Origin of the sequence: Rhodanobacter aciditrophus (assembly GCF_042679525.1) — a bacterium.
Lineage (GTDB): Bacteria > Pseudomonadota > Gammaproteobacteria > Pseudomonadales > Marinomonadaceae > Marinomonas > Marinomonas aciditrophus.
Window position 1 is genome coordinate 69,694 of the sequence record NZ_JBHTMN010000017.1, and the last position, 23,593, is coordinate 93,286.

General features: G+C 48.0%; 20 protein-coding genes. 12 read left to right on the top strand and 8 right to left on the bottom strand.

Translation table 11 applies throughout. The features are described from left to right. Window positions 1-4: 4 nt before the first annotated feature. A complete protein-coding gene (locus ACFQ45_RS14770; RefSeq protein ID WP_377369041.1) occupies window positions 5-904 on the bottom strand; it encodes a GAK system ATP-grasp enzyme in 900 nt (299 codons plus the stop codon). Then, a complete protein-coding gene (locus ACFQ45_RS14775; RefSeq protein ID WP_377369043.1) occupies window positions 897-2,537 on the bottom strand; it encodes a phosphotransferase in 1,641 nt (546 codons plus the stop codon). The genes ACFQ45_RS14770 and ACFQ45_RS14775 overlap by 8 nt, the downstream gene beginning before the upstream one ends. A gap of 561 nt (window positions 2,538-3,098) precedes the next feature. On the opposite strand from ACFQ45_RS14775, the gene ACFQ45_RS14780 reads away from it, so the two are divergent. From ACFQ45_RS14780 to ACFQ45_RS14795, 4 genes are all read left to right on the top strand, one after another. Beyond that, window positions 3,099-4,667, top strand: a complete 1,569-nt coding sequence (locus ACFQ45_RS14780; protein WP_377369045.1) for an inorganic phosphate transporter — start codon at window positions 3,099-3,101, stop codon at window positions 4,665-4,667. 103 nt (window positions 4,668-4,770) lie between these two features. Beyond that, complete coding sequence (locus ACFQ45_RS14785; protein ID WP_377369047.1) at window positions 4,771-5,469, top strand: hypothetical protein; 699 nt, start codon at window positions 4,771-4,773, stop codon at window positions 5,467-5,469. Window positions 5,470-5,539: 70 nt separating this feature from the next. Beyond that, window positions 5,540-6,328, top strand: coding sequence for a hypothetical protein (locus ACFQ45_RS14790; RefSeq protein ID WP_377369049.1), 789 nt, complete (start codon window positions 5,540-5,542; stop codon window positions 6,326-6,328). Between the two features lie 99 nt (window positions 6,329-6,427). Beyond that, the gene (locus ACFQ45_RS14795) at window positions 6,428-7,045 is read left to right on the top strand and encodes a LysE family translocator (protein ID WP_377369051.1); all 618 of its coding nucleotides are present in this window, start codon (window positions 6,428-6,430) and stop codon (window positions 7,043-7,045) included. 20 nt (window positions 7,046-7,065) lie between these two features. Here the strand turns inward: ACFQ45_RS14795 and ACFQ45_RS14800 are convergent, their stop codons facing one another. The 3 genes from ACFQ45_RS14800 to ACFQ45_RS14810 all read right to left on the bottom strand — a co-directional run bounded on the left by ACFQ45_RS14800 (window position 7,066) and on the right by ACFQ45_RS14810 (window position 9,884). Then, on the bottom strand, window positions 7,066-9,003 hold the full coding sequence (locus ACFQ45_RS14800; RefSeq protein WP_377369053.1) for a DNA topoisomerase III: 1,938 nt from the start codon (window positions 9,001-9,003) through the stop codon (window positions 7,066-7,068). Window positions 9,004-9,161: 158 nt separating this feature from the next. After that, window positions 9,162-9,647: a universal stress protein gene (locus ACFQ45_RS14805; RefSeq protein WP_377369055.1), complete on the bottom strand. Its 486-nt coding sequence runs from the start codon at window positions 9,645-9,647 to the stop codon at window positions 9,162-9,164. Window positions 9,648-9,722: 75 nt separating this feature from the next. Further along, window positions 9,723-9,884 (bottom strand): hypothetical protein, encoded by a 162-nt coding sequence (locus ACFQ45_RS14810; protein WP_377369057.1) that lies wholly within the window; start codon window positions 9,882-9,884, stop codon window positions 9,723-9,725. Window positions 9,885-10,033: 149 nt separating this feature from the next. Between ACFQ45_RS14810 and ACFQ45_RS14815 the strand changes: the two genes are divergently transcribed. Further along, the gene (locus tag ACFQ45_RS14815) at window positions 10,034-10,654 is read left to right on the top strand and encodes an FKBP-type peptidyl-prolyl cis-trans isomerase (RefSeq protein ID WP_377369059.1); all 621 of its coding nucleotides are present in this window, start codon (window positions 10,034-10,036) and stop codon (window positions 10,652-10,654) included. 74 nt (window positions 10,655-10,728) lie between these two features. Here ACFQ45_RS14815 and ACFQ45_RS14820 read toward each other — a convergent pair whose 3' ends face one another. From ACFQ45_RS14820 to purB, 3 genes are all read right to left on the bottom strand, one after another. Beyond that, on the bottom strand, window positions 10,729-11,148 hold the full coding sequence (locus tag ACFQ45_RS14820; protein WP_377369061.1) for a GNAT family N-acetyltransferase: 420 nt from the start codon (window positions 11,146-11,148) through the stop codon (window positions 10,729-10,731). A 4-nt stretch (window positions 11,149-11,152) separates the two neighbouring features. Further along, the gene (locus ACFQ45_RS14825; protein ID WP_377369063.1) at window positions 11,153-12,346 is read right to left on the bottom strand and encodes a JmjC domain-containing protein; all 1,194 of its coding nucleotides are present in this window, start codon (window positions 12,344-12,346) and stop codon (window positions 11,153-11,155) included. A gap of 71 nt (window positions 12,347-12,417) precedes the next feature. After that, window positions 12,418-13,791: an adenylosuccinate lyase gene (purB, locus tag ACFQ45_RS14830; protein ID WP_377369065.1), complete on the bottom strand. Its 1,374-nt coding sequence runs from the start codon at window positions 13,789-13,791 to the stop codon at window positions 12,418-12,420. A gap of 205 nt (window positions 13,792-13,996) precedes the next feature. Here purB and ACFQ45_RS14835 point away from each other — a divergent pair, with 205 nt between their 5' ends. The 7 genes from ACFQ45_RS14835 to etfB all read left to right on the top strand — a co-directional run bounded on the left by ACFQ45_RS14835 (window position 13,997) and on the right by etfB (window position 23,585). Next, a complete protein-coding gene (locus tag ACFQ45_RS14835; RefSeq protein ID WP_377369067.1) occupies window positions 13,997-15,598 on the top strand; it encodes a methyl-accepting chemotaxis protein in 1,602 nt (533 codons plus the stop codon). 230 nt (window positions 15,599-15,828) lie between these two features. Continuing rightward, window positions 15,829-16,809 (top strand): dipeptidase, encoded by a 981-nt coding sequence (locus tag ACFQ45_RS14840; RefSeq protein ID WP_452600466.1) that lies wholly within the window; start codon window positions 15,829-15,831, stop codon window positions 16,807-16,809. A gap of 98 nt (window positions 16,810-16,907) precedes the next feature. After that, window positions 16,908-17,453, top strand: a complete 546-nt coding sequence (locus tag ACFQ45_RS14845; protein WP_377369069.1) for a DUF5943 domain-containing protein — start codon at window positions 16,908-16,910, stop codon at window positions 17,451-17,453. 49 nt (window positions 17,454-17,502) lie between these two features. Then, window positions 17,503-19,566 (top strand): dimethylglycine demethylation protein DgcA, encoded by a 2,064-nt coding sequence (gene dgcA, locus ACFQ45_RS14850; protein ID WP_377369071.1) that lies wholly within the window; start codon window positions 17,503-17,505, stop codon window positions 19,564-19,566. A gap of 86 nt (window positions 19,567-19,652) precedes the next feature. Next, window positions 19,653-21,566 carry a (Fe-S)-binding protein gene (locus ACFQ45_RS14855; protein WP_377369073.1) on the top strand — a complete coding sequence of 638 codons (1,914 nt, stop codon included), beginning with the start codon at window positions 19,653-19,655 and terminating at the stop codon, window positions 21,564-21,566. Continuing rightward, the gene (etfA, locus tag ACFQ45_RS14860) at window positions 21,566-22,825 is read left to right on the top strand and encodes an electron transfer flavoprotein subunit alpha (RefSeq protein WP_377369075.1); all 1,260 of its coding nucleotides are present in this window, start codon (window positions 21,566-21,568) and stop codon (window positions 22,823-22,825) included. The genes ACFQ45_RS14855 and etfA overlap by 1 nt, the downstream gene beginning before the upstream one ends. Further along, window positions 22,815-23,585: an electron transfer flavoprotein subunit beta gene (gene etfB, locus ACFQ45_RS14865; RefSeq protein ID WP_377369077.1), complete on the top strand. Its 771-nt coding sequence runs from the start codon at window positions 22,815-22,817 to the stop codon at window positions 23,583-23,585. Before etfA ends, etfB begins: the two co-directional genes overlap by 11 nt. Window positions 23,586-23,593 lie beyond the last annotated feature (8 nt).

Genomic DNA, 23,593 nt, shown 5'->3' on the forward strand with positions numbered 1-23,593 from the left:
TTAGTTACCTAGATTTGTTCTCTAATTGATCCACTACATATTCAGCATATTGCTTTGCAACATCAATGCCGCAGCCTTCCTTGGCACCTTTGAAACCGCCGAACGCAGACACTTCGAAGATGAAAGGTCCCTCTTCGGTAAGGGCGATATCGACAGTGGTGAAACTTAAGTCATAGCAGCCTTGAGCTCGGCGACCTAATTCGATGAGCGCCTCATCTGGCTGGTAGTTTTCATAATGTCCGCCACTATGAATAGTGGTGTTCCAAGCCCCCGCCGCGCCAACTCGAGCATAGGTACAGACGTACTCTCCGCCTAAAAAAACCATCCCTAAATCTTTGCCATTGAGCTCGATGGTTTGTTGGATGTAAAACAGCCCTTGTTCAGTTTTGAATTGCTCTAATGCTGCCAATGCTTGAGCATCGTCCCAACTATCATCAATCATCTGCATACCACGGGCTTTAGTGGAGTACAGGGGTTTCAGTATGGCGGAGCCAAATAAGCGCACCGCTTTTAAAGCTTCTTGAGTATTTTCAGTGATACGAGTATTGGGCATGGGGATCTTGCCTTGCTGAAGAGCCAAGGTGCCGCTCAGCCGATTGATCATTTGTGCAACCGTATGGGAAGGGCTAAACACCCGAACCCCTGAAGCCTCTAAGTAACTTAGGATTCGGGTTCGATCTTCTGCCTCAGGTGAATACACTTCGCTGATTTTCTTAATAATGATCCCGTCTAGTTGGCTTAGATCTAGACCTTTGTGCATGACCGTCTGAGTATCAAACGCTAGTGTTACGTCTGCCATATCAATGACGGCTCGAAACCCTGTTAACGCTTCTAGTCGGTCTGCTAGCACTTCCGTTGACCATTTGCCTGGTATGCCGACCACGGCAATTTTTAGATTAGTCAAAGTATAGCTCCTTCAGTGGGATTCTGTAGTTTTGCGCTGTGTCCGCGGTCTCGCGAGCAAGTTGGTCAAGCAAGAAACGTGATTTCAAATACATTTTTTTCGCCTGTTTTTTGTCGTAGACGAATCGGGTCGATGTGGCGAAGGAGCGGGCGAGTCCAGCGGCTAAACGCACTTCAAAGAAAGAGTCTTTCTGCTTTTGAGCAAAACGGCGACCAAACTTATAAATCTCCAAAATACAGGCCATCATCACGGCTCTGGTTTTTTTGGGGGCGCCTTGTAGGCGATAGATAGAGATCATCAATACGGATAGATCTTGTACGTAGTCAAAATGTCTTGAGCGGTGAAGGTCGATAAAATAGAACTGACTTTCCAGCTCATCAAATAGTAAATTGTCCACGTTAAAATCCCCGTGAATAAGCACTGAAAACGGGGCATTCCAGTGTCGCTCTAGTGACTCGACTTGGCTAATAAGCTGCCCAAATCCAAGGCGTTTTACTCCGCAGATTGTTTGAGTTTCATGGAAAAAGTCTGGATGAATGGATTGGCAGTCGGCAAGCCGTCCGCTTAACTGGCCCATGAAAGTTGTATTGGGGTTTTCGTAGGTCAGAGTCTTTTTCCAAATTTTTTCTAAGCTCGAAAACAAAATTTTAAAAGTTTTCTGTAAGCGTTCAGAGCTCCCTTCGAACAATATGGACTCTAGGGTGACGCCATTTAGGTGTTCAATTAAAAGCGCGGAGTTGTCTGTATCCGTTTCAATATGAGAAATAACTTTTGGGGCCATCTTTGGTGCGATACGTCGCCACTTTTCTACCCCTTGAAGCTCTTCCTCTATTTTTTGTTGCTCACCTTCTTTGAATACTGCTAACACATCACCTTCTTTGCTATCTCGATGGGAGAGAGAGGCGATGGCGCTGCCTGAGCGGGTCAGGGCTAGGCGTTTTAATGCCAACTCATCCAACGAGCTGGCTAAATTGGCACTGGAACGTTTTAAATGAGGGTAGTTTTTTACGGTAGCAACGGGCCCTACATCTGCTTGAATCAAGGCTTCCCCGACTTTTTCAATGTGCATGCAAAGGCGTTTTAGTAGGTAGTTCGTTATCCAGTACGCTTGCACATCTGATCGTGTATCTTGATTGGGTTGTTCCATGGTTGTGGACTGTATGCGCTGATGCAGATCGAGGTACTTTGCGGATCTTCGAATGAGTTTCAGGCCGGTGCGACGCTGACTATTGCTTAAGCCTATTTTCGCCAACATCAGTGCTCGCTTCAGGCGACGAACGAGTTTGGCGCAGTCCTTTTGCGCAGGGTGGGGGATTTCCTCACTAATGGAGGTTTCTCTGATGATCTCAAGGCACAGCATGCTGTATTCGCTCAGAATGACAGCTAATCCACCTAGGGCTGAGACTTCATGGAAATACTGGGTGCCAGATTTGCGTCTTTCTTTGAGGTTGGTGCATTCGTTTTCTACTTTCTCGCACAGGGTATTGGAGTAGCCTTGCCGAATCTGAATGCGCTTGAGGAGATCCGTTGGCGGCGCCTCATTAAAAAGGGTCTCAACGAGCTCGGTCTGCTTTTCGAGTTCACTCAAAAGAAAGTAGAGGTTTTCTTGTACCGATGAAAACTTAGACCCCATGTTACCTCTTGTTCATCATTTTTGAGAGCGCACTATACCGCTTATGGTTGCCATTTTTGTTACAGAACCGTTAAAAGATAAGTGTAGTGCTTTTTGATGGGGGTAATGTATCCATTTTTCCCTGAGAGAAGTGAAGTCCTCCACAAGATTACTTTTAGAGTCACTAGGCTTAGTTAAACTCGCTTGCTCAGTCGCGGTTCGACGTAAAAGGTGATTAGCTCAATGGTTGCGGCTCAATCATCAGTTCTAGCATGGGCTATCAGTCACAAACTTTATTCGGTTTTCTCAAAACTGAGAAAATGGCTAATATGAATAGGCTGTAACAATTCTGTCATCTAAATGTCTTATAAATGCCATCAAATTGAAATGTAGCTAAATGAATCGACTTGTAGGGATTCTTTTGCATTTGGGTTTTTATGGAAAAGCTCTCAGTGTAGAATGGCGCTCGTTTCAGTACGATGAACTATTTTTGACGGATTAATGAAATTTCCAGGGGTGCTGATGTCAAGGTCGGATGGCCTGTCAGACTGGTTTTGTTTAATTAATTAAGAAGACTCTTTTATGGATCTTGCAAACTACGGTACAACCGATAAAACCACTCGTGGTGGTGAAATTGTCAAAGTCTTAATCGCACTAGCATTTGTTGTGGTGGTTGGGTTTTACGCGTCTATCCATGGGGATGGCGTCTCGAATGTTTCTATTCTTGTGATCGCAGCGGCGTTTGGTGCTTATATGGCCCTAAACATTGGTGCGAACGATGTAGCGAACAACGTGGGACCTGCAGTGGGTTCTAAAGCGTTATCCATGACCGGTGCGATTTTGATCGCTGCTGTGTTTGAAGCGGGTGGTGCTTTGATTGCTGGGGGAAGTGTTGTCGGTACCATCAAAAAGGGCATCATTAATCCTAATGCAATCGGCGATGCAGAAACCTTTATTTGGGTCATGATGGCAGCTTTGCTGGCGGGTGCTTTATGGTTGAACCTAGCAACTTACCTTGGTGCGCCAGTATCGACTACTCACTCTATTGTAGGGGGAGTTATGGGTGCGGGTATCGCAGCAGGCGGCTGGGATATTGCCAACTGGGATAAAGTCAGTGCTATCGTTGCCAGCTGGGTAATCTCGCCTGTGTTGGGAGGATTGATTGCTGCGTTGTTCCTCATCTATATCAAGCGCTCGATAACCTACAAGAGCGACATGATCCAAGCGGCGAAGAAGGTTGTGCCTTTGTTGGTTGCTATGATGGTGTGGGCATTCTCGACCTACTTGATTTTGAAAGGTCTTAAGAAGCTTTGGAAGCTGGATTTCGTTACCGCTTTGTTAATCGGCTTCGCAATTGCTTTGACGGTTTATTTCCTTGTTCGACCACTGATCGACCGTGCTGCACAAGCTCTTAAAAACGAAAAAGAAGCCGTCAATAATCTATTTACGATTCCTCTGATTGTTTCTGCGGCATTGTTGAGTTTTGCGCATGGTGCTAATGATGTGGCTAACGCGATTGGACCTTTGGCTGCTATTAACGATGCTCTGTTACATGGTGGGGTATCTTCTAAAGCGTCGATTCCTCTTTGGGTGATGTTAGTAGGTGGTATTGGTATCGCTGTTGGCTTGGCCTTGTTCGGACCTAAGCTGATTCGTACCGTTGGATCTGAAATCACTGAGCTAGACAAGACGCGTGCATTCTGTGTGGCCATGGCGGCAGCGATTACAGTAATCATCGCTTCCCAGCTTGGTTTGCCAGTAAGTTCTACGCACATTGCGGTGGGTGGTATCTTCGGTGTGGGCTTCCTACGTGAGTACTTGAAACAGTCTTACGAGAAAAAGCTGAAGAAAATCATCAAGCACTCTGAGCGTGCTGGTTTCAACCTAGATGAAACACAAGCATTCGTTGATCGTTTCAAGAAGGCAGACGTGGAAGAGAAACGTGCCATTCTGCGTGAAATTAAAGAGTTGAGTGCAGCTGCGCCGATTAGTAAAGAAGAGCGTAAGAGCTTGAAAAAAGCGACTAAGCAGGAGCTGGTTAAACGTTCTGCACTGCTTAAAATCGCAGCGGCTTGGGTAATCACTGTACCTGCTTCCGCGATCCTTGCGTCTATGATCTTTTATATGCTTTTAGGCTTCTCAGTCGCATAAATGTCATTGAATTAATGAAAAGCCGCTCAGGTCTCTGGGCGGCTTTTTTTTTATTCTCGTATAATAGTATGCTGAGAAGTCGAAAATTTTAAACGGTGTTCATGTGCCCCATGATTTGATTGTGTCACTGAGTATTATCTTAGTGGTTGTCTTTGTTGCGCTGGTTGTGGCGGTGTCTTTGTTACGCTTTTTTAAATTGCGTCGTGCGCGTCAGCAGCAAGAAATTGAGGCGTTAGTTAAACGATGTCATCGCATTGATCGATTATTAAATATTGTGCCTGATCGTTATCTGCCGTTGATCACTAAAACAGTCTTAATGGAATATATGGTTTCAAGTGTTAGCTTGATTAAGAAACACAGGGAGGAACGAGAGTTGGTGGGGGCTTTGCCTCATTATTTACAGTCTTTATCTGAGTTGAAAGCTGGCCAGCAGGCCACTTTAAAAGACAGAGTTCAGACGTCCCAACAACTTGAGTTGATCCAAAATGCCCTGCAATCATTACCTCTACTGTTACGAGGGCTAGTGGGGAAAAGTGTGCTAGATAAAGCCACTGCCAAAGAGCAGGCAGCTCAAATACGTTTTGGTTACTTTCTGGCGCATCACGATCTATTAGTGCGTGAAGCGCGGCTTGATTTGGATATCGATAAAAAGGCAAGAGCGTTAGAAAAACTTCGCCTTGCTTTGGCAGAAATGGAAAAGGTGGCGGCCTACACCGCATCAGAACCTGTGATAAAACGATTGAATAAGGCGATAAAGCAGGTGGAATCGGAACTATTCGGAAAAAAGGCTAGAGTGGACTAAGTTGTTTTGCTATAAGGAATTATCAATGACATATAAATTTACTAATTAAGATGTATTGGGATCCGAATTAATGACCGCAGTTTTCGTAACATTGTTGTTATTGGTAATTGGCGGTTTTATTGCTTTTGCAATTTATCTTCAATTAAAAGAACAGGCAAGAATAGAGCGCCTGCGCAAAGTTGCGCTCCTCAATAACCAGTTGCGTCAAGAACGTAGGTTTCTAGATGAGCTTCCTGCGCAATACCAGCCAAAAGATATGCGCTTATGGCTGTTCTCAAGGTTGATTGCGACCTCAGATGAGCTGCTGAAGATTCAGCCTGATGATGCCCTGTCTCGCCGTCGCCGTTTTCTGCAAGAGGAAATGGTGCAGTTTCAAGGCAGTAAAGAAAAGCGCCGTGCGAAGCCTGTTATTGACGATGTCCAGATTCTTGAGCTGAAGCGAATGTTTGATTCGTTTGCCTCCTACATAATTAACTGCCGTTCAGATAAAAAGATTGATCCAGACTCGGCTGACCGATTTGAGTCTTTGCTCCACCTTTACAAGTATAAAGTGACTTCTGATTATCACTCATATCTTGCACGACAATTTTTCTTAACTCATAAAATGGATGAAGCCATTGCGGAGTATCGTGAAGCCATTGCTCAGCTGCAACCTATTCACGAGCAAACAGAAGCAGCAGAAACCATTACCAAGTACGAAGAAATCATCCAAGAAATTGAAGATGATCTAGCGTTGCAACAACGGGAGGCGGAAGCAGAACTGGCCAATCAAGAAGATTCTGCAGCGGAAGAAGAGCTAGAAGATGAGTGGCAGAAGTTTATGGATGATGGAGAATTTCAGCGCAAAAAACATTTTTAGAGTCATTGCTGTATCCTTATATTTTCCACTATCTGTACGTTGTTTCCCTGTCCCAATACTGGCATTTTAGCCCTTCTTTTTATTAATTGAGTTTTGGTTATGAGCTTCGGCCTGCTATCTGTTTTTGTACCGACCTTTTTCTTTGTATCGATTACACCGGGTATGTGTATGACCCTTGCCATGACCCTGGGAATGACGATTGGAGTGAAACGTTCCTTGTGGATGATGGTGGGTGAGTTGATTGGCGTCGGGCTGGTAGCCATGTTGACGGCTGTCGGTGTGGCCACCTTGTTGCTGAACTATCCTGCCGCGTTCATGGTGTTTAAATATCTTGGTGGTGTTTACCTAGCGTATTTAGGCGTTCAAATGTGGCGATCTAAAGGCAAAATGGCGATCAAAGCAGAAGGTGACGAGCGCCGTGCCAGTGCTTATGAGCTCGCTTCCCAAGGCTTCGTTACCGCTGTTGCAAATCCAAAGGGCTGGGCGTTTTTTGTGGCCTTGCTGCCTCCATTTTTAAACCCTGATACGCCGCTGTTTCAGCAGCTAGCGAGCTTGATTGCGGTGATCCTCATACTCGAATTCACCTGCTTATTGATCTATGCCACAGGCGGGCGAACGATGCGTTCTGTACTGATGAAAAGTGGTAACGTGCGCATGATGAACCGTATTGCAGGCACACTTATGATCGGTGTTGGCATCTGGTTAGCGCTTGGCTAGAGCTTGGCGCTTGGCTAGCGCTATGACTGTGCTTTAGGGCGGCGTGTTTTACCTGGGCTGGACTTTTTACGAGTGCGTTTAAAGCCGGACTTTGATCCCTTACTACTGGGTTTAGGCAGATTGGCAAAGTTACCCATTTTGCCAGTGCGGGCATGGTCAATTAAATGGCTTAGACCGCCGGTTAATTCATCCATAAAGGTCTGGTAATGCTCGGTATTCTGACTAATACCATTAAGCATAGCTTCCCATTTAGCGGTCATGTCTGGCACGCTGGTGCTTTCAGGAAGGGCTTCTATTAAGGCGCGACCGGTGGCGGTTGCGTGAATCTGCTTCCCTTGCCGCGTTAAAAAACTTCGTTTAAACAGCAACTCTATGATCCCCGCACGAGTTGCTTCTGTGCCAAGTCCATCGGTCTCTTTTAATATTGCTTTGATGCTTTTATCGCTGACAAATCGACTAATGCCTGTCATGGCTGCTAACAGGGTTGCATCGGTAAAGGCGTCTGGTGGCGTAGTGACCTTGTCCAATACTTCACCCTTGTCACAGTGCAGTGTTTGTCCTTTGTTGACCACGGGAAGCAAGGTTTCGTCTTTTTTACTGGCGGGCATTAATGCTTTCCATCCCATTTGCTGAACACTCACTCCTGTCGCTGAGAAGTGTCCTCCCTCTATCTCTAAAATAATCTTGGTCGCTAAATACTCATAGTGAGGCATGAATTGAATCAAATACTGACGTGCCACCAATTCAAAGATTTTCTTCTCATCTTGATTGAGCTTGTCGTAACCGTTTAGCTGTGTGGTTGGGATGATGGCATGGTGAGCGCCCACTTGCTTGTCGTTCCAGGCTTTTGATTTTTGACGGCTGTTGGCTTGAGTCGCCGCTTGCTGATATGGCAACGGTAGGGCTTGGAGCTTACTGACAATGTGTGGTGCTTGAGCAAACTGTTCCGTTGGTAAATAACGGCAATCAGATCTTGGGTAAGTGATCATCTGATGTCGCTCGTACAGTGACTGACAGGTATCTAGTACCTTTTGAGCCGACATGGAGAAGGCTTTGGCGGCATCGATCTGCAAGGCGCTTAGATTGTAAGGCAGTGGCGGTGCTTGTTTTTTTAGGGCGCTCTGATAGTCGCTTACCAGCGCAGGTTTATCGGTAATGCGCTGTGCCACATTCTCTGCAAGAGGGCGGCTGAGCACTCTGCCTTCACTGTCTTGGTAGGGCTGGCAAGCCTCACTGGGGAGCCATTTAGCAGTAAACGGCACAGATGCCCCTTGAATGTGGGCAAGCACTTGGTAATAGGCTGTCGGAACAAAGTTTTCCCGATCTAAATCTCGGCGCACCACGAGCCCCAATACAGGGGTTTGTACTCGGCCAACAGACAATACCCCCTGATAACCCGCTTGGCGGCCTTTTACCGTGTAAGCTCGAGTGAGATTAATGCCATACAGCCAATCTGCTCGAGAACGAGCCAAAGCGGACCGAGACAGGGGGGCAAACTCTTTGTTTGAGCGTAAGGTGTTGAGGGCTTTTTTCACCGCGCTGGTCGTCAAATCGCTTATCAAAAGGCGTTGAGTGGATTCAAGTTTGTACTTGGGCACCTTGGCATAGTGCAACACTTCGTCCACCAGCAATTGGCCTTCTCGATCTGGGTCCCCTGCGTGAACGATCTGAGTGGCCTCTTTAAGAAGCTTTCGCACCACACTGAGTTGTTTTTTTGTCCCTGATTTGGCTTTCCATTGCCATTCGCTGGGGATGATGGGGAGATGGTCTAAATTCCACTGTTTGTAACGATCTGAATAATCTTGCGGCTCCGCTAATTCCAGTAGATGGCCGATGCACCAGGTCACACAGTCACCATTTGGTAGTTGAATATAACCGTCGTGTTTTTTTTGCGGGGTAGGAAGTCCGGCAGCAATAGCACGAGCCAAACTGGGCTTTTCAGCGATGTATAAAATCATAAACAGCGAGCAAGATGGATACCGATAAAGTTATGGTTATTTATACAGTAATTGTGGTGTTTGTGTCTAATTTAAGAGCGCAGTATTGGGGAGTAAGATTGAAAAATAAGAACGCCCAAGCGAGTAGTGGCTACTTGCTCGGGCTGGGTTGTTTGAGGTTATTTCAATATTGGAACAACTAATACCGGGATTCGGCTGTGGTGAACAACTTTGTTCGCAGTGGAGCCGATGACCATTTGACCAATTTTGCTGTGGGTGCGGCTGTTCATTACGATCATGTCGGCACCGACTTTTTCCGCTGTTTTTTCAATCGCTTCCGCAGGGATCCCACTGACAACTTCCAGTTGCGGTTCGCTGCCTAGGTCACGCATGTCCTCTGGGTGTGACTGGGTGAACTCCTCTAGAAAAGCTTTCATTCGCTCACGAATAGAGTGGATTGCTTCTTCGCGCATGGTCTTCACTGTCTGCTCAGACATGTAGTTGTAGATCATATTAGAAGCTTGCGCGCTGATGGGCTCCAGAGCGTGCATGATGATCACTTTTGCTTGGTTAGCGATGGCTAGGTTCATCACCATTTCCATGGCCTGAGTTGTTTTGGGCTCTAGGTCACAGGCGTATAAGATGGTTTCAATTTTAGGTAGCATCGTGAATCTCCTTTCGGGCTTGCTATAGGTTTGACTCTAGTCCTTTTTGAATAAAACGAGCTGACCTATATCAAGCTACTGACTCGAGAGATAAGAATTCTGAATGTTTATGGCCTCATGTTGACTGGAGACAAAGCCAAACGCTGTGACGCATAAAATCACGGTGACAAATGCAAGGGTCGGCCACTTTGATGTGGATACAGGTTTGTTGGTTGGGCGAGTGAAAATCTTAGACATAATCAAAGCCTCCTATCGTTTATTTGGTTTAAATGATAATCAATATCATTTATTGAGTCTATAGTTTTGTTTTAATTGCATTGGTCGGCATAGGGGGTTGGATGTGATATTCTGTGCGCCTATTTTTAACGACACAAAGAGATTGAACTATGTCTGAATTGTCCTTCGCGACGAATGAAGCAAAAATTGCTTACGGTATCGGTCGTCAGATCGGTGATCAACTACGTGGCAGCGATCTAGGTGAGCTGTCTCTAGACCACCTTTTCGCAGCGATCAAAGATGCTCTAAATGAGCAGCCAATGGCGGTTCCAGCAGCTGAGTTGGAAGCAGCATTCGCAGAGCTTCAAGAAAAAATGGAAGCGAAATCTAAAGCTGCAGCAGCAGAAACAGTTGCCGCTGGCGAAGCTTTCCTAGCCGAAAACAAAGCTCGTGAAGGCGTTCAAGTGACTGAGTCTGGTCTTCAGTATGAAGTTTTGGAAGAAGGTACAGGCAACCAGCCAGTAGCGTCTTCTACTGTACGTGTTCATTACGAAGGTCGTCTAGTAGACGGTCAAGTATTTGACAGCTCTATTCAACGTGGCGAGCCAATTGAATTCCCTCTATCTGGCGTTATCGCTGGTTGGACTGAAGGTGTTCAATTGATGAAAGAAGGCGCGAAATACCGCTTTGCAATCCCTGCAGAGCTTGCTTACGGTGCACAAGGTGCAGGCGCTTTGATTCAGCCTCACTCTGTATTGGTATTTGATGTGGAACTTATTGCGATCCTATAATCGCTTTATGTGAAACGAAAAAAGGAGCCTGTGGGCTCCTTTTTTGTGTCGGTAACTTATGGTCTAGAAATGAATTAGACTTTGCGTGTCATTTTGATGTGAGGTTTGCCTGCCTCCATAAAGATCAGGCCATCACTCTCGAATCCGTGGGCGTGATAGAAGGGCTGAACATCTACCATGGCGTGTAAGAAGACTTCGTCTAAAGACAGTTCCCGGGCCACTTGGATAGCTTTGCGCAGCAGTAATTTACCGTAGCCTTGCTGGCGGTAGCTTGGCAGGACGGCAAGGCGACCGATTTGCCCGTCTTCAGTAAGTCGACAAACCCCCACCGGCACCGCTGTGGTACCAAAGGCCACGAAGTGGGTGGCGACGGCATCTTGATCGTCCCATTCGTCTTGCTCATCGATACCGTGTTCGATGACAAATACTTGGTGGCGTACAAAGGTCAGCTGGTCACGGCTGCTTTGCCAGTCCGATGTCAACACACTCATCATAATGTTAGTCCTCGTCTTCGTGTGGGAGCGCAACAACCGCCTGGTGTTGTAACAAGAAGTTAAACAGCAAAGGTAAGTCTGGATGCTGGTCGAGTTTTAAACCACTAAAGTCAAATTCTTCCTGATCGCAAATGGCTTCTACAAAGTCTACCAGCTCACTGGCGACAGGAATTTGTTGGCCATTGCAAAATACTAGGCAAGTGCCTTTTTCAACCTGATTATAGTAACAAATACGGGCATCTCCCGGACGGATAAAGGTATCCCCAGAGAGTGCTTGCTCAAGTGTTTCTGCCAGCTCTTCTTGATTTAGCTGAACCGCATACTCAGGGTATTTAGATTCACTCATGGTTTCGCCCAACCAGCTGGCAAGTTGTGTTGGGGAGTCAATTAGCTCAATAAGCTTTTGGCGAAGATGGTCAATGTCGCTGGTTTGAATCTGCGCGTGATGATCTCTTTCTAAGGGTTCAGGTGCTGCAAAGCGGTTTTTCTCGTTGACCTCTTCGCAGAGCTTATCGGTGAGACCTTGTAGAGCTGCTTGTGCGGATGGGGCACGAAAGCCTACGGAGAAGGTCATGCATTCGTTATCAAGGGCGCGACCATTGTGCGCGAAATTAGGCGGTAGGTACAAGATATCCCCCGCCTCCAGTTCATAATCTTGCAGAGGGTCTACGGGGAAATTATCCAAGATATGGAGCTGTACCCCTGTTAATGATGAATCCTGATATTGCTCTGGGGACAGCACTTGCCAACGGCGCTTACCCGCCATTTGTACGAGGAACACATCGTATTGATCATAATGGGGGCCCACGCTGCCGCCTTCGGTGGCATAGCTCACCATGATGTCGTCTACGCGCCAGCTAGGTAGGAAGTTGAAGCGTTCTCTTAGGGCTTGAGCCTCGGGAACCCAATGGTCCACTGCTTGCACTAGCAGGGTCCATTCTTGTTCTGGCAAAGACGCAAAGGTGTCTTCAGAGAAGGGGCCTTGAAGCAGTTCCCACGGAGTGCTGCCTTGCTCTATGACAATACGCGACTCCACTTCTTCTTCCATGGCCAAACCGGCCAATTCATCGGCGGTGATAGGGAGCTCAATGTCGCTGGCTCCGCCGCGAATGAGCAGGGGCTTTTTTTGCCAATACTCTTGGTAAAAGGTTTTGGCGCTCATGCCGCCAAGGATGGAAAGTGGCGTATCGATATTCATAGTTCTTCTCATCAAAAAAAAGAGCCGTTATAAAACGGCTCTTTGTATAAGAAACAAGGTTGCTTATTGGGTTAGCCGCGGATCGCTTTTGCTTGAGCGACAGCGTTACCAATGTAGTTTGAAGGAGTCAGGGCTTTCAACTCTTCTTTAGCTTGCTCAGGAAGTTCAAGCTTATCAACAAACTCTTGCATGATTTCTTGGTTGATCGTGCGACCACGAGTAAGCTCTTTTAGCTTCTCGTATGGCGCTTCGATGCCGTAACGACGCATAACGGTCTGAATTGGCTCAGCAAGCACTTCCCAAGAGCTGTTAAGATCTTCGTCTAGGCGAACAGCATTGATTTCTAGTTTGCTAATACCTTTTAGAGAGGCTTGGTAAGCGATCAGGCTGTGTGCAAGACCTACACCTAGATTACGTAGAACCGTAGAGTCGGTTAGGTCACGCTGCCAGCGAGAGATTGGCAATTTAGCGCTTAGGTGACCCATGATGGCGTTGGCGATGCCCAAGTTACCTTCAGAGTTTTCGAAGTCGATTGGGTTAACCTTGTGGGGCATCGTAGAAGAGCCGATTTCACCCGCAATGGTTTTTTGCTTGAAGTAACCAAGGGAGATGTAACCCCAAACGTCACGGTCGAAGTCGATCAAGATAGTGTTGAAACGGCAAATCGCATCGTACAACTCAGCGATGTAATCGTGTGGCTCGATTTGAGTTGTGTATGGGTTGAAGGTTAGACCCAAAGAGGTCACGAATTTTTCAGCGTGAGCTTGCCAATCCACTTGTGGGTACGCAGAAAGGTGAGCATTGTAGTTGCCCACAGCGCCGTTGATTTTGCCTAGGAATTCAACCGCTTCTACTTGTTTGATTTGGCGTGCAAGACGTGCTGCAACGTTCGCCATTTCTTTACCTACCGTACTTGGCGACGCTGTTTGGCCATGAGTACGAGATAAAATAGATTGCTCTGCATGTTCGATCGCCAATTCTTCGATGGCAGCCAATACGGCTTTCATCTCAGGCACAATGGCTTCAGCCAAAGCTTCGTTCAGCATCAAGGCGTGAGAAAGGTTGTTGATGTCCTCAGACGTACACGCAAAGTGTACGAATTCAGAAACCGCTGCCAGCTCAGCGTTGTCGGCAATTTTACCTTTAATGAAGTACTCAACCGCTTTTACATCGTGGTTGGTGGTTTTTTCGATGTCTTTGATCGCTTGAGCATCGGCTTCAGAGAAGTTCGCTGCCAAGTCGTCAAGAATCGCATTTGCGTCAGCACTCAGTGCTGGTACTTCGATAATTTCAGGGTGCGCTGCAAGCGCTTGAAGCCAACGTACTTCCACGATAACGCGCATACGTAGTAAGCCGTACTCACTAACAGAGCGGCGTAGCGCATTTGTCTTAGAGCCGTAACGACCGTCGATCGGGGAAATCGCATTTAAGCTGGTTAATTGCATTGAGTAAACGCCTCGAACATGGTTTTTCAGGGAGCGCACATTATAGGGGAAAGGGCGCATGATCGCCATGCCGGAGATGCTTCGTTGGCTAAAAAGTGAATAATTCCACACTGACAAAAGTCTACACGATTAAGTCTGTCATAACTGTTTGATATTACTTACTATCGTGTTCAGCCAAATAATAGAAAAATTAACGGAGCAATTCATGACGATCAGCAGACTTTTTTCGGTAGGCATTCTGGTTGCGGTCATCGCATTGGTGGGGCTTTTTAGTATCAGCACCTATGGCCTGAAACAGAACGAACAAGCCATCGAAATGGAAGTGCGTTTGGCAAATGCCATGGGGGTCATGAAAGATGCCCGTTATTACACTGTGCAAGTGCAGCAATTCCTAACGGATATGGGGGCGACCCGAGATGACGATGCGTTAGGAGAAGCCCAGTCCAGTCTAGCAGGCGCTAAAGCGAGCCTAGATGAGTTGGCCGTGATTCTACCTGAATACCGCAAAGATGTTGCCGCCCTTAAAGGCTCGGTCGATGCCCTGTATAACACTGGCTATAAGATGGCTATGGCCTATATCAATCAGGGTACAGAGGCAGGAAATAGCTTGATGAAAGGTGCTGGTGGTTTGGATGAATCTTCAGCAAATTTGTCTGATGCCCTAGAAAAGGTGGCCAGTCAAATCTCGGGACGACTGGAAGTGAGCTCTGACAAGTCAGTGGCCTATATTGCTAAAGCGGAGGCTTTGTCTTTAGCGAGTAGTTTGATTTCGGCCATTTTAATCATAGGGGTGATCTTACTGCTGCGTCACAAAACGCTTCCTGACCTACGTAAACTGGAAGCGTCTTTGCATGATATTGCCGCTGGAGCCCGTGATCTGACCGTTCGTCTTGATGACAAAGGCAACGACGAATTGGCGGATGTGGCAAAGAACTTTAACCACTTTATTGGCAATCTGAATGAGCTGATCCGAACGATTCAGGTGCAAGCCACGTCTATGTCGACGGTTGGTGAACAGATGAAAGAGGCTTCAGAGCGCACTCGTTCAGGTATGGAAGAGTTGCAAAACGAAACCCAAGGTATTGCCAGTGCCGTCGATGAGATGCAAGGCACCATCCGCTACGTGGCGGAAGGCGCTGACGAAACAGCAAAGGTTGCTAAGGAGTCAGATCAATATGCCAAAGAAGTGGAAGTGATTGTTGAGGATAACGCTCGATCTATTGGCAACTTAGCCAACGGCGTGGAGCGTGCTGCGGCCGCATTGCAAGAGCTGGAAGCGAAAACCGCCAGCGTAGGTTCCATCTTAGATGTGATTCGTGACATTGCCGATCAAACTAACTTGCTAGCATTGAACGCCGCTATTGAGGCTGCTCGGGCGGGCGAGCAAGGACGTGGTTTTGCAGTGGTCGCCGACGAAGTGCGCACTCTGGCGCAACGAACTCAAGAGTCGACGGAACAAATCCAAGACATGATTACCCAGTTACAGAGTGGTGCCCACAGTGCCGTAATGGTTATGGGTGAGAGTAAGCAACAAGCTGAGGAAACAGTGGTGAAATCTCAAGCGGCTACGGAAGCCCTTTCGAAGGTGTCTCTAGCCATTGGCGGTATGTCTGCCAAAGCCACCGAAATCGCCACCGCGATGGAACAACAGGCCGCTGTAGCGGAGAACATTGACCAGCGAATTCGCTTGATCCGTGATGAGGCCATAGCCACGTCAGCCAACGCCGAACAGTCGAATCAAGCCAGCTTGGAAGTAGGTGATAAGGCTCAGGGTCTAAGCACCTTGGTGTCTAGTTACCGCGTATAAGATTAAAATCTAATCCGCAATTTTAATGGGAGCCTTGGGCTCCCATTTTTGTATTTATTAATAATTCGTTTGCGGCAGATCCCATGTGTCGCAAACGAAGTCGGTTTTGGTAATTCCGAAGTCGTTTCCAGCCTCTTATCGTTCTTTCCTAAAACATACACTGAGTCAATCAAAGAGGACTTTCCTCTTTCTTGCCTGATTCAACTTGTTAAGCATTTGCGAAGGAATTAATGATGAACGCAGCGGAATTACATGACGAAGCGATAGTGATCGATGGTTTGATTTGCGCGAAATGGAACCGTGAATTATTTGAAGACATGGCTAAAGGCAAGTTGACCGCTGCGAACTGTACTGTGTCGTTCTGGGAAAACTTCGAAGGCACTGTGCGTAACATCGTCGAAATGAACCAGCTTATTGAAGCCAACAGCGACCTTTTGACCAAGGTGTACACCACTAAAGATATCCTACGCGCGAAACAAGAAGGCAGAACTGGCGTCATGATGGGCTTCCAAAACGCCCATGCGTTTGAAGACCAAATTGGCTACGTGCAGATCTTTAAAGACTTGGGCGTGGGCATCGTACAGATGTGTTACAACACGCAAAACCTAGTAGGCACGGGCTGTTACGAGCGTGACGGTGGCTTGTCTGGTTTTGGTCGCGAGATCGTTGCAGAGATGAACCGCGTTGGAATGTTGTGTGACCTATCACACGTAGGTCCTAACACGGCAAAAGAAGTCATCATGGAGTCAAAAAAACCTGTGGCTTACTCACACTGCCTTCCTTCTGGCTTAAAAGAACACCCACGTAACCGCTCTGACGAAGAATTGAAATTCATTGCTGACAATGGCGGCTTTGTAGGGGTGACCATGTTTACACCTTTCCTACGCGCCGGGGTTAACGCAACCGTAGACGACTATGTAGAAGCGATTCAATACGTTTACAACATCGTGGGTGAGGATGCCATCGGTATTGGTACAGACTTCACCCAAGGTCATGGTGAAGACTTCTTTGAGTACCTGACTCACGACAAAGGCTACGCACGTCGCTTAACGCGCTTTGGCGAAATCATTAACCCGAAAGGTATTCGTACTGTGGGTGAGTTCCCGAACCTGACAGAAGCCTTGCTACGTCATGGCTTCACAGAGCGTCAAGTGTGCAAAATCATGGGCGAAAACTGGGTCAATCTATTACGCGAAGTTTGGGGCGAATAAGCCAGACTTAGCACTGCATTCACGACTGGACGGGTTTTGTGGAAGAAACCAGACCAGTCACCGATCAACGAATTTATAACGATTTATTTGAGGTTTTTATGAGCTCACACGCACCTGAAATGCCGATCCAAGTGGATGATGAAACCGGTGTTTGGACAACCGATGCGTTGCCAATGTTGTACGTACCTCGCCATTTTTTCGTCAACAACCACATGGGAATTGAAGACGAGATTGGTGCAGAGCGTTACGCGGAGATTCTTTATAAAGCAGGTTACAAGTCTGCTTACTTCTGGTGTGAACAAGAAGCGGCTTGCCACGGCATCTCTGGTGCTGACGTTTGGCACCACTACCTAAAACGCCTTTCTCAGCGTGGTTGGGGCTTCTTCATTACAGAAGAGCTGGACATCGAAAAAGGCACCGCCAAAGTGCGTTTGGAAAACTCTGCGTTCGTTTATCACTACGAAAAAATCCACGGCAAAAAAGTAAATCGCAAAGTCGATTACATGTTCACGGGTTGGTTCGCGGGTGCATTGGATCAAATCGCGGAAGCGCAAGGTCTGCCAGTTCGCACTAAAGCAGAGCAAACACAATGTGCAGCCGAAGAAGGTTGCGATGTGGGTTACTTCGAAGTAACGCCGCTATAACTATTAAATAATTGTCAGTCTATCGTTTTAAAAAAGGCGGGGTTCCACTATGTCCCAGTTTGATGTGCTGTTTCAGCCACTAAATATCAATAAATTAACCATTCGCAACCGTATTGTCAGTACGGCCCATGCGGAGGTTTACGCAACTGACGGCGGTATGACAACCGATCGTTACGTGAAGTACTACGAAGAAAAAGCGAAGGGCGGTTGCGGCTTGTGTATTTGTGGTGGATCCAGTGTGGTATCCATTGACAGCCCGCAAAGCTGGTGGAGCTCTGTTAACTTATCGACAGACCGTATCATTCCTCATTTCCAAAACCTTGCTGATGCGGTGCACAAGCACGGCGGCAAGATCATGATTCAAATCTCCCACATGGGGCGTCGTTCCCGTTGGGACGGTGAAAACTGGCCGAACCTAATGTCTCCGTCTGGTATCCGCGAGCCGGTACACCGTGCTACCTGTAAAACCATCGAAGTGGAAGAAATCTGGCGTGTCATTGGTGACTTCGCACAGGCTGCTCGTCGTGCAAAAGAAGGTGGCCTTGACGGTGTGGAATTGTCTGCTGTGCACCAGCACATGATTGACCAATTCTGGTCCCCTCGTGTGAACAAGCGTACCGACGAATGGGGTGGCACGTTTGAAGGTCGTATGAAGTTCGGTCTAGAAGTAGCAAAAGCTGTCCGCGCGGAAGTGGGCCCAGATTTCGTTGTGGGGATGCGTATTACCGGCGACGAGTTCCATCCGGACGGTCTAAACCATGACGACATGAAACAAATTGCTAAGTACTACGACGACACAGGTCTGATCGACTACTTTGGTGTCGTAGGTTCTGGTTGTGACACTCACAATACGCTAGCAAACGTCATTCCAAACATGAGCTACCCACCAGAGCCATTCCTACACTTGGCAGCGGGTATCAAAGAAGTCGTTAGTGTGCCTGTGATTCACGCGCAAAATATCAAAGATCCAAACCAGGCAAAACGTATCGTTGAAGCGGGTTATGTGGACTTTGTAGGGATGACTCGTGCACACATTGCTGACCCGCATTTCATCGCTAAGATCAAGATGGATCAAGTGGATCAGATCCGTCAGTGTGTGGGAGCAAACTACTGTATCGACCGTCAATACCAAGGTCTTGATGTGTTATGTATTCAAAACGCTGCGACGTCTCGAGAATACATGGGCATGCCTCACATTATTGAAAAAACCGAAGGTCCTGTTCGCAACGTTGTGGTTGTGGGTGGTGGCCCTGGTGGTATGGAAGCGGCCCGTGTTGCCGCAGAGCGTGGTCATAAAGTGACCTTGCTGGAGCGCAATGAGGAGCTAGGTGGTCAGATTACGATTGCTTCCAAAGCCCCTCAGCGTGATCAGATCGCAGGTATTACTCGCTGGTTAGTCATGGAGTTGGATCGTCTTGGTGTAGACGTCAAAACTGGCGTCGCAGCAGACGCTTCGATCATCCGTGACTTGCAGCCAGATGTTTGTATCTTAGCCACAGGTGGCCGTCCGTTCGTTGAGCAAAATCCAGAATGGGGCGCAGAAGAAGGCCTATGTGTGTCGAGCTGGGATGTGTTGACAGGCAAAGTTGAGCCGGGCAAAAACGTTCTAATTTACGACACCATCTGTGAATTCTCAGGTATGTCTGCGGCAGATTTCTTAGCGTCAAAAGGCTCTCTTGTTGAGCTTGTGACTGATGATATCAAACCAGGTGTCGGCATCGGTGGTACGACTTTCCCGACTTACTACCGTTCTTTGTACGAAAAAGAAGTCATCATGACCTCTGATTTCCTACTGGAGAAAGTTTACCGTGAAGGTGAAAACCTCGTCGCAGTGCTTGAGAACGAGTACACAGGTCAGCGTGAAGAGCGTGTGGTCGATCAGGTGGTGATTGAGAACGGTACCCGTCCGAACGAAGAACTGTACTACGAGCTAAAAGGTGAATCACGTAACAAAGGTCAGATCGATGTGGAAGCCTTGTTCGACATCAAACCGCAGCCAGTTCTTGCTGAAAGCGGCGAAGGCATGATCTTGTGGCGTTTGGGGGACTGTGTGTCTCAGCGTAACACTCACGCAGCTATGTACGATGCTCTACGTTTGTGTAAAGACCTTTAATCGTTTAGCCATTCAAAACTAAACCAAAATACTGAACCCAAGAGGCGGCAATACGCCGCCTCTTTTCTGCTACTCGAGGGTGAAAGATGGTTATCGACTGGTTACCTTCTCTTCTTATCGTTGTTCTCTTGCTACTAGGTGTGGTGGGCATGATGCGCCGTATCAACCTATGGCGTGCAGGACAACCCGAAAAAGTTAATCTCATCGCTGGTCTTATGGCGATGCCAGGACGCTACCTTAAAGATCTGCACCACGTTGTTGAACGTGACAAATACATGTCCAGAACCCACGTCGCCACTGGCGGTGGTTTTGTTCTGTCCATGGTATTGGTGTTGGTCGTGCACGTACTTAACGTGAAGCAGCAGATTGTTGCTTGGGCGTTGCTAGGGGCCTTAGCGCTCATGCTCGTTGGGGCATTCTTTGTCTTTAAGCGTCGTTTGAACCCACCTGAGCGCCTGTCAAAAGGCCCATGGATGCGTTTGCCGAAAAGCCTCATTACCTTTGCTGTGACGTTCATTCTTTTAACATTGCCTGCGACTGGTGTGCTGCCGGAAGGCACTGGCGGTGTATTGCTTATCGCGGTTCTCAGTGTGGGCATTGTGATTGGTCTAGGCGAATTGTTATTTGGCATGGGCTGGGGCGGGCCAATGAAGCATGCGTTTGCTGGTGCTTTACATCTTGCCTTCCACCGTCGTCCAGAACGCTTTGGGGGCGGCCGCTCCACGGGCCTTAAGCCTGTGGATTTAACATCTGCTGTGATTGGCGTGGCTAAGCCAAGTGATTTTAAATGGAACCAACTTCTCGGATTTGATGCTTGTGTACAGTGTGGTAAGTGTCAGGCAATGTGTCCTGCTTTTGCTGCGGGTCAGCCTCTAAACCCGAAAAAGCTTATTCAAGATATGGTTGTCGGTCTTGCGGGTGGTACGGATGCGAATTACGCAGGCAGTCCTTACCCAGGCAAAGAAGTTGGCAACGCGAAAGGCAGTCCAGACGAGATCATTACTGCAGGTCTTGTAAGCCAAGAAACCCTTTGGTCTTGTACAACTTGTCGCGCCTGTGTGGAAGAGTGTCCGATGATGATCGAGCACGTGGATGCTATCGTCGATATGCGTCGCTTCCTAACCATGGAAAAAGGCGAGACCCCTAACAAGGGCTCTGAAATCCTAGAAAACATCATCGCAACGGACAACCCTAACGGTTACGCACCTGGTAGCCGTACTAACTGGGCAGCGGATCAAAACCTTGCGGTAATGAAAGACAAAAAAGAAGTGGACGTTCTATTCTGGGTGTCTGATGGTGCTTTTGATATGCGCAGTCAGCGTATCCTTCGTGCTTTCGTTAAGCTGATGAAGGCTGCTGACGTTGATGTGGCCATCTTGGGTGACGAAGAGCGTGACAGCGGCGATGTGGCTCGTCGTCTTGGGGATGATGCCACTTTCCAAAGCCTTGCTAAGCGCAACTTGGCAACATTAGGTCAGTACAAATTCAACAAGATTGTGACAACAGACCCTCATGCTTATCACTGTCTGCGTAACGAATACGGCGACTTTGATGATAATGGTGCGCTGAAAGATGTCGAAGTCTTGCACCATACAACCTTCTTGAATCAGTTGGTTCAGTCTGGCGTCCTCAAATTGGATGCCTTTAAGGGCGGTAAAGTGACCTACCATGATCCATGTTACCTAGGTCGTTACAATGGTGAGTATGAAGCTCCCCGTGATCTGTTGCGCGCTTTGGGAATTGATATTGCAGAAATGGAACGCTCAGGTTTCCGCTCACGTTGCTGTGGCGGTGGCGGTGGTGCACCGATTACCGATATCCCAGGTGAACGCCGTATCGCTGACATGCGTATGGAAGACGCCAGTGCCACGGGTGCAGACTTGGTCGCCGTAGGTTGTCAGCAATGTACAGCGATGTTGGAAGGTGTTGTCGAACCACGTCCAGAAGTGAAAGACATTTCTGAAATCCTAGTAGATCAATTGGTCGAGGAGGTTCACTAATGAGTGACATCATTCGTCGTGACCCCCGTGCAGAGTGGATCATTCGTAACCGTTTGCACCCACTGCATGAGCAATATGCGAATCAAGACGAGGGCGGCGAAGTACGCGGTCCGTCGGGCTTGTTACGAAAATTTCCCCATAAAGTAGGCTTCATTGGCCCGAACGGTATTAAGCGAATTGACCGATTAAAAGGCAATTCTTCAGCACCGAAAGGTAAGCGTTCTGGTGCGACCCAAGAAGTTCAGCTGCCGCTGCATACTGTTGTGAATCCAGACTATTTTGTGATGGTGGTACCAGATATGGTCGGTGGCCGTTTGACGGGGCATGACAAAGATATCTTGGGCCTAGCTCATAAACTTATTGCAGAGCAAGGTGGCAATGGTGCCGTGGTTGCGGTGTGCTTTGGTGAAGTGAAAGAAGAGCACTTTGATACGGCCGGGGTGGATCGCCTGTTACACATCGAAGGGGAAGCCTTTGAAGGTTACGCTCCAGAGGCTCGCATGCAAGCCTTGGCGAAAGTCGATGAGCTATATTCTGTGAAGCACTGGCTCTTCCCAGACAGCATTCATGGGGGGGCAGACCTTGCCTCTCGTTTGTCCGCTCGCTTAGGCGAACGCCCAGCAACCCAAGCTTGGCTCGTTAATGGGGAGCAAACGGTAAGCCGTGGCGCATCAGCAAGCTTAGACATCACGCGCCAAACACCGAAGATTCTGATGCTGCTCGAAGAGTGTGCTGAGGCGATTGACGAAACGCGTCACGAGGCGACTCCTCTTACACTAGAAGATTTCTCGGTTGCCGCAGCTACGATCCAAGATCAAGGCTTGATGGAAGTGGATCCTAATGCGATCCCAATGGCAGAAGCTGAATTTATCCTCTCAGCAGGCAACGGTATCCATAACTGGGATCAATTCCACGAGGCTGCAAAAGTACTTGGTGCAACTGAGGGCGCTAGTCGTGTGGCGGTGGACGATGGCTTTATGCCTCGTGCTCGTCAGGTCGGTGCAACGGGTACTTGGGTCACCGCTCGGGTATACGTTGCAGTGGGGATCTCCGGTGCGATCCAGCATATGCAGGGTATTGGACAAGTAGACAAGGTGGTGGCGATTAACACTGATGCGGGTTGTGACATGGTGAAACGTGCTGCCCTAAGTGTGATCGGTGACAGTGAAGAGATTCTTGCGGAATTAATGAAGCTGGTTGCCGAGCATAAAAAGACCAGCTTAGCTGGACAGGCTGAGGAGAATAGCAATGCCGCATAAAGTCATTTCTCTTATTTCAGTGGGGCGTCATCCTCAATCCGGTCGTTCTCGCCGTGCCGATCAAGATGGGCGAGCAGTGGAACTAGGACTAAAGCTGGCCGGTAAACAGCTGGATGTGGTGCATGCGGGTAACGCTGAAGAGCCTGTTTTGCGTCAATATGCCGGGATGGGGCTCGCGGAAGTCACCATTCTTGAGCAAGAAGACAGCGTGGATGCTGTGGCGTCATTGTCGGCTTACCTTTCTAAAGCAAACGCAGATATCGTGTTAACGGGTGTGCGCGCCGAAAGTGGTGAGTCTTCAGGTATGGTGCCTTATCTGTTGGCAGAGACACTAGGCTGGCCGATCGTTGCTCGCGTGGCGGATATTGTTGAGATTAAGGGAGATGAAGCTCAGGTACTGTTAGCTTTGCCCCGTGGTCAACGTCGTCAAGTATCGGTAAAACTGCCTTTTATTGCATCCATTGATAACGCGGCAGAAATTGCCCGTCAAAGTGCTTTTGGTCCAGGTATGCGCGCCACTATGGCGAAGCAAGCGGGGGCAGACAGTCTTGATATGTTGCGTGCCGACTGGCAAGAAGCCCCAGCGAAACCTCGTCCGAAACGATTGAAAGTGGTGAAAGCGAAAACCGCCGCAGATCGATTTAAAGCGGCCACTGCCAAACCTGCTGGTGGTTCTGGTAAAGTGATGAAGAACGAGACGGCAGAAGAAAAAGCAAAAGCAATTTTTGATCTGCTGATAGAGGAAAAAGTCATCCGCTAGGTGGTACC

Bases quoted from the DNA above. Each gene is read 5' to 3' on its own strand.
- ACFQ45_RS14775 (WP_377369043.1), bottom strand. From the start codon at position 2,537: ATGGGGTCTAAGTTTTCATCGGTACAAGAAAACCTCTACTTTCTTTTG.
- ACFQ45_RS14780 (WP_377369045.1), top strand. From the start codon at position 3,099: ATGGATCTTGCAAACTACGGTACAACCGATAAAACCACTCGTGGTGGT.
- ACFQ45_RS14790 (WP_377369049.1), top strand. From the start codon at position 5,540: ATGACCGCAGTTTTCGTAACATTGTTGTTATTGGTAATTGGCGGTTTT.
- ACFQ45_RS14795 (WP_377369051.1), top strand. From the start codon at position 6,428: ATGAGCTTCGGCCTGCTATCTGTTTTTGTACCGACCTTTTTCTTTGTA.
- ACFQ45_RS14800 (WP_377369053.1), bottom strand. From the start codon at position 9,003: ATGATTTTATACATCGCTGAAAAGCCCAGTTTGGCTCGTGCTATTGCT.
- ACFQ45_RS14805 (WP_377369055.1), bottom strand. From the start codon at position 9,647: ATGCTACCTAAAATTGAAACCATCTTATACGCCTGTGACCTAGAGCCC.
- ACFQ45_RS14810 (WP_377369057.1), bottom strand. From the start codon at position 9,884: ATGTCTAAGATTTTCACTCGCCCAACCAACAAACCTGTATCCACATCA.
- ACFQ45_RS14815 (WP_377369059.1), top strand. From the start codon at position 10,034: ATGTCTGAATTGTCCTTCGCGACGAATGAAGCAAAAATTGCTTACGGT.
- ACFQ45_RS14820 (WP_377369061.1), bottom strand. From the start codon at position 11,148: ATGATGAGTGTGTTGACATCGGACTGGCAAAGCAGCCGTGACCAGCTG.
- ACFQ45_RS14825 (WP_377369063.1), bottom strand. From the start codon at position 12,346: ATGAATATCGATACGCCACTTTCCATCCTTGGCGGCATGAGCGCCAAA.
- purB (WP_377369065.1), bottom strand. From the start codon at position 13,791: ATGCAATTAACCAGCTTAAATGCGATTTCCCCGATCGACGGTCGTTAC.
- ACFQ45_RS14835 (WP_377369067.1), top strand. From the start codon at position 13,997: ATGACGATCAGCAGACTTTTTTCGGTAGGCATTCTGGTTGCGGTCATC.
- ACFQ45_RS14840 (WP_452600466.1), top strand. From the start codon at position 15,829: ATGATGAACGCAGCGGAATTACATGACGAAGCGATAGTGATCGATGGT.
- ACFQ45_RS14845 (WP_377369069.1), top strand. From the start codon at position 16,908: ATGAGCTCACACGCACCTGAAATGCCGATCCAAGTGGATGATGAAACC.
- dgcA (WP_377369071.1), top strand. From the start codon at position 17,503: ATGTCCCAGTTTGATGTGCTGTTTCAGCCACTAAATATCAATAAATTA.
- ACFQ45_RS14855 (WP_377369073.1), top strand. From the start codon at position 19,653: ATGGTTATCGACTGGTTACCTTCTCTTCTTATCGTTGTTCTCTTGCTA.
- etfA (WP_377369075.1), top strand. From the start codon at position 21,566: ATGAGTGACATCATTCGTCGTGACCCCCGTGCAGAGTGGATCATTCGT.
- etfB (WP_377369077.1), top strand. From the start codon at position 22,815: ATGCCGCATAAAGTCATTTCTCTTATTTCAGTGGGGCGTCATCCTCAA.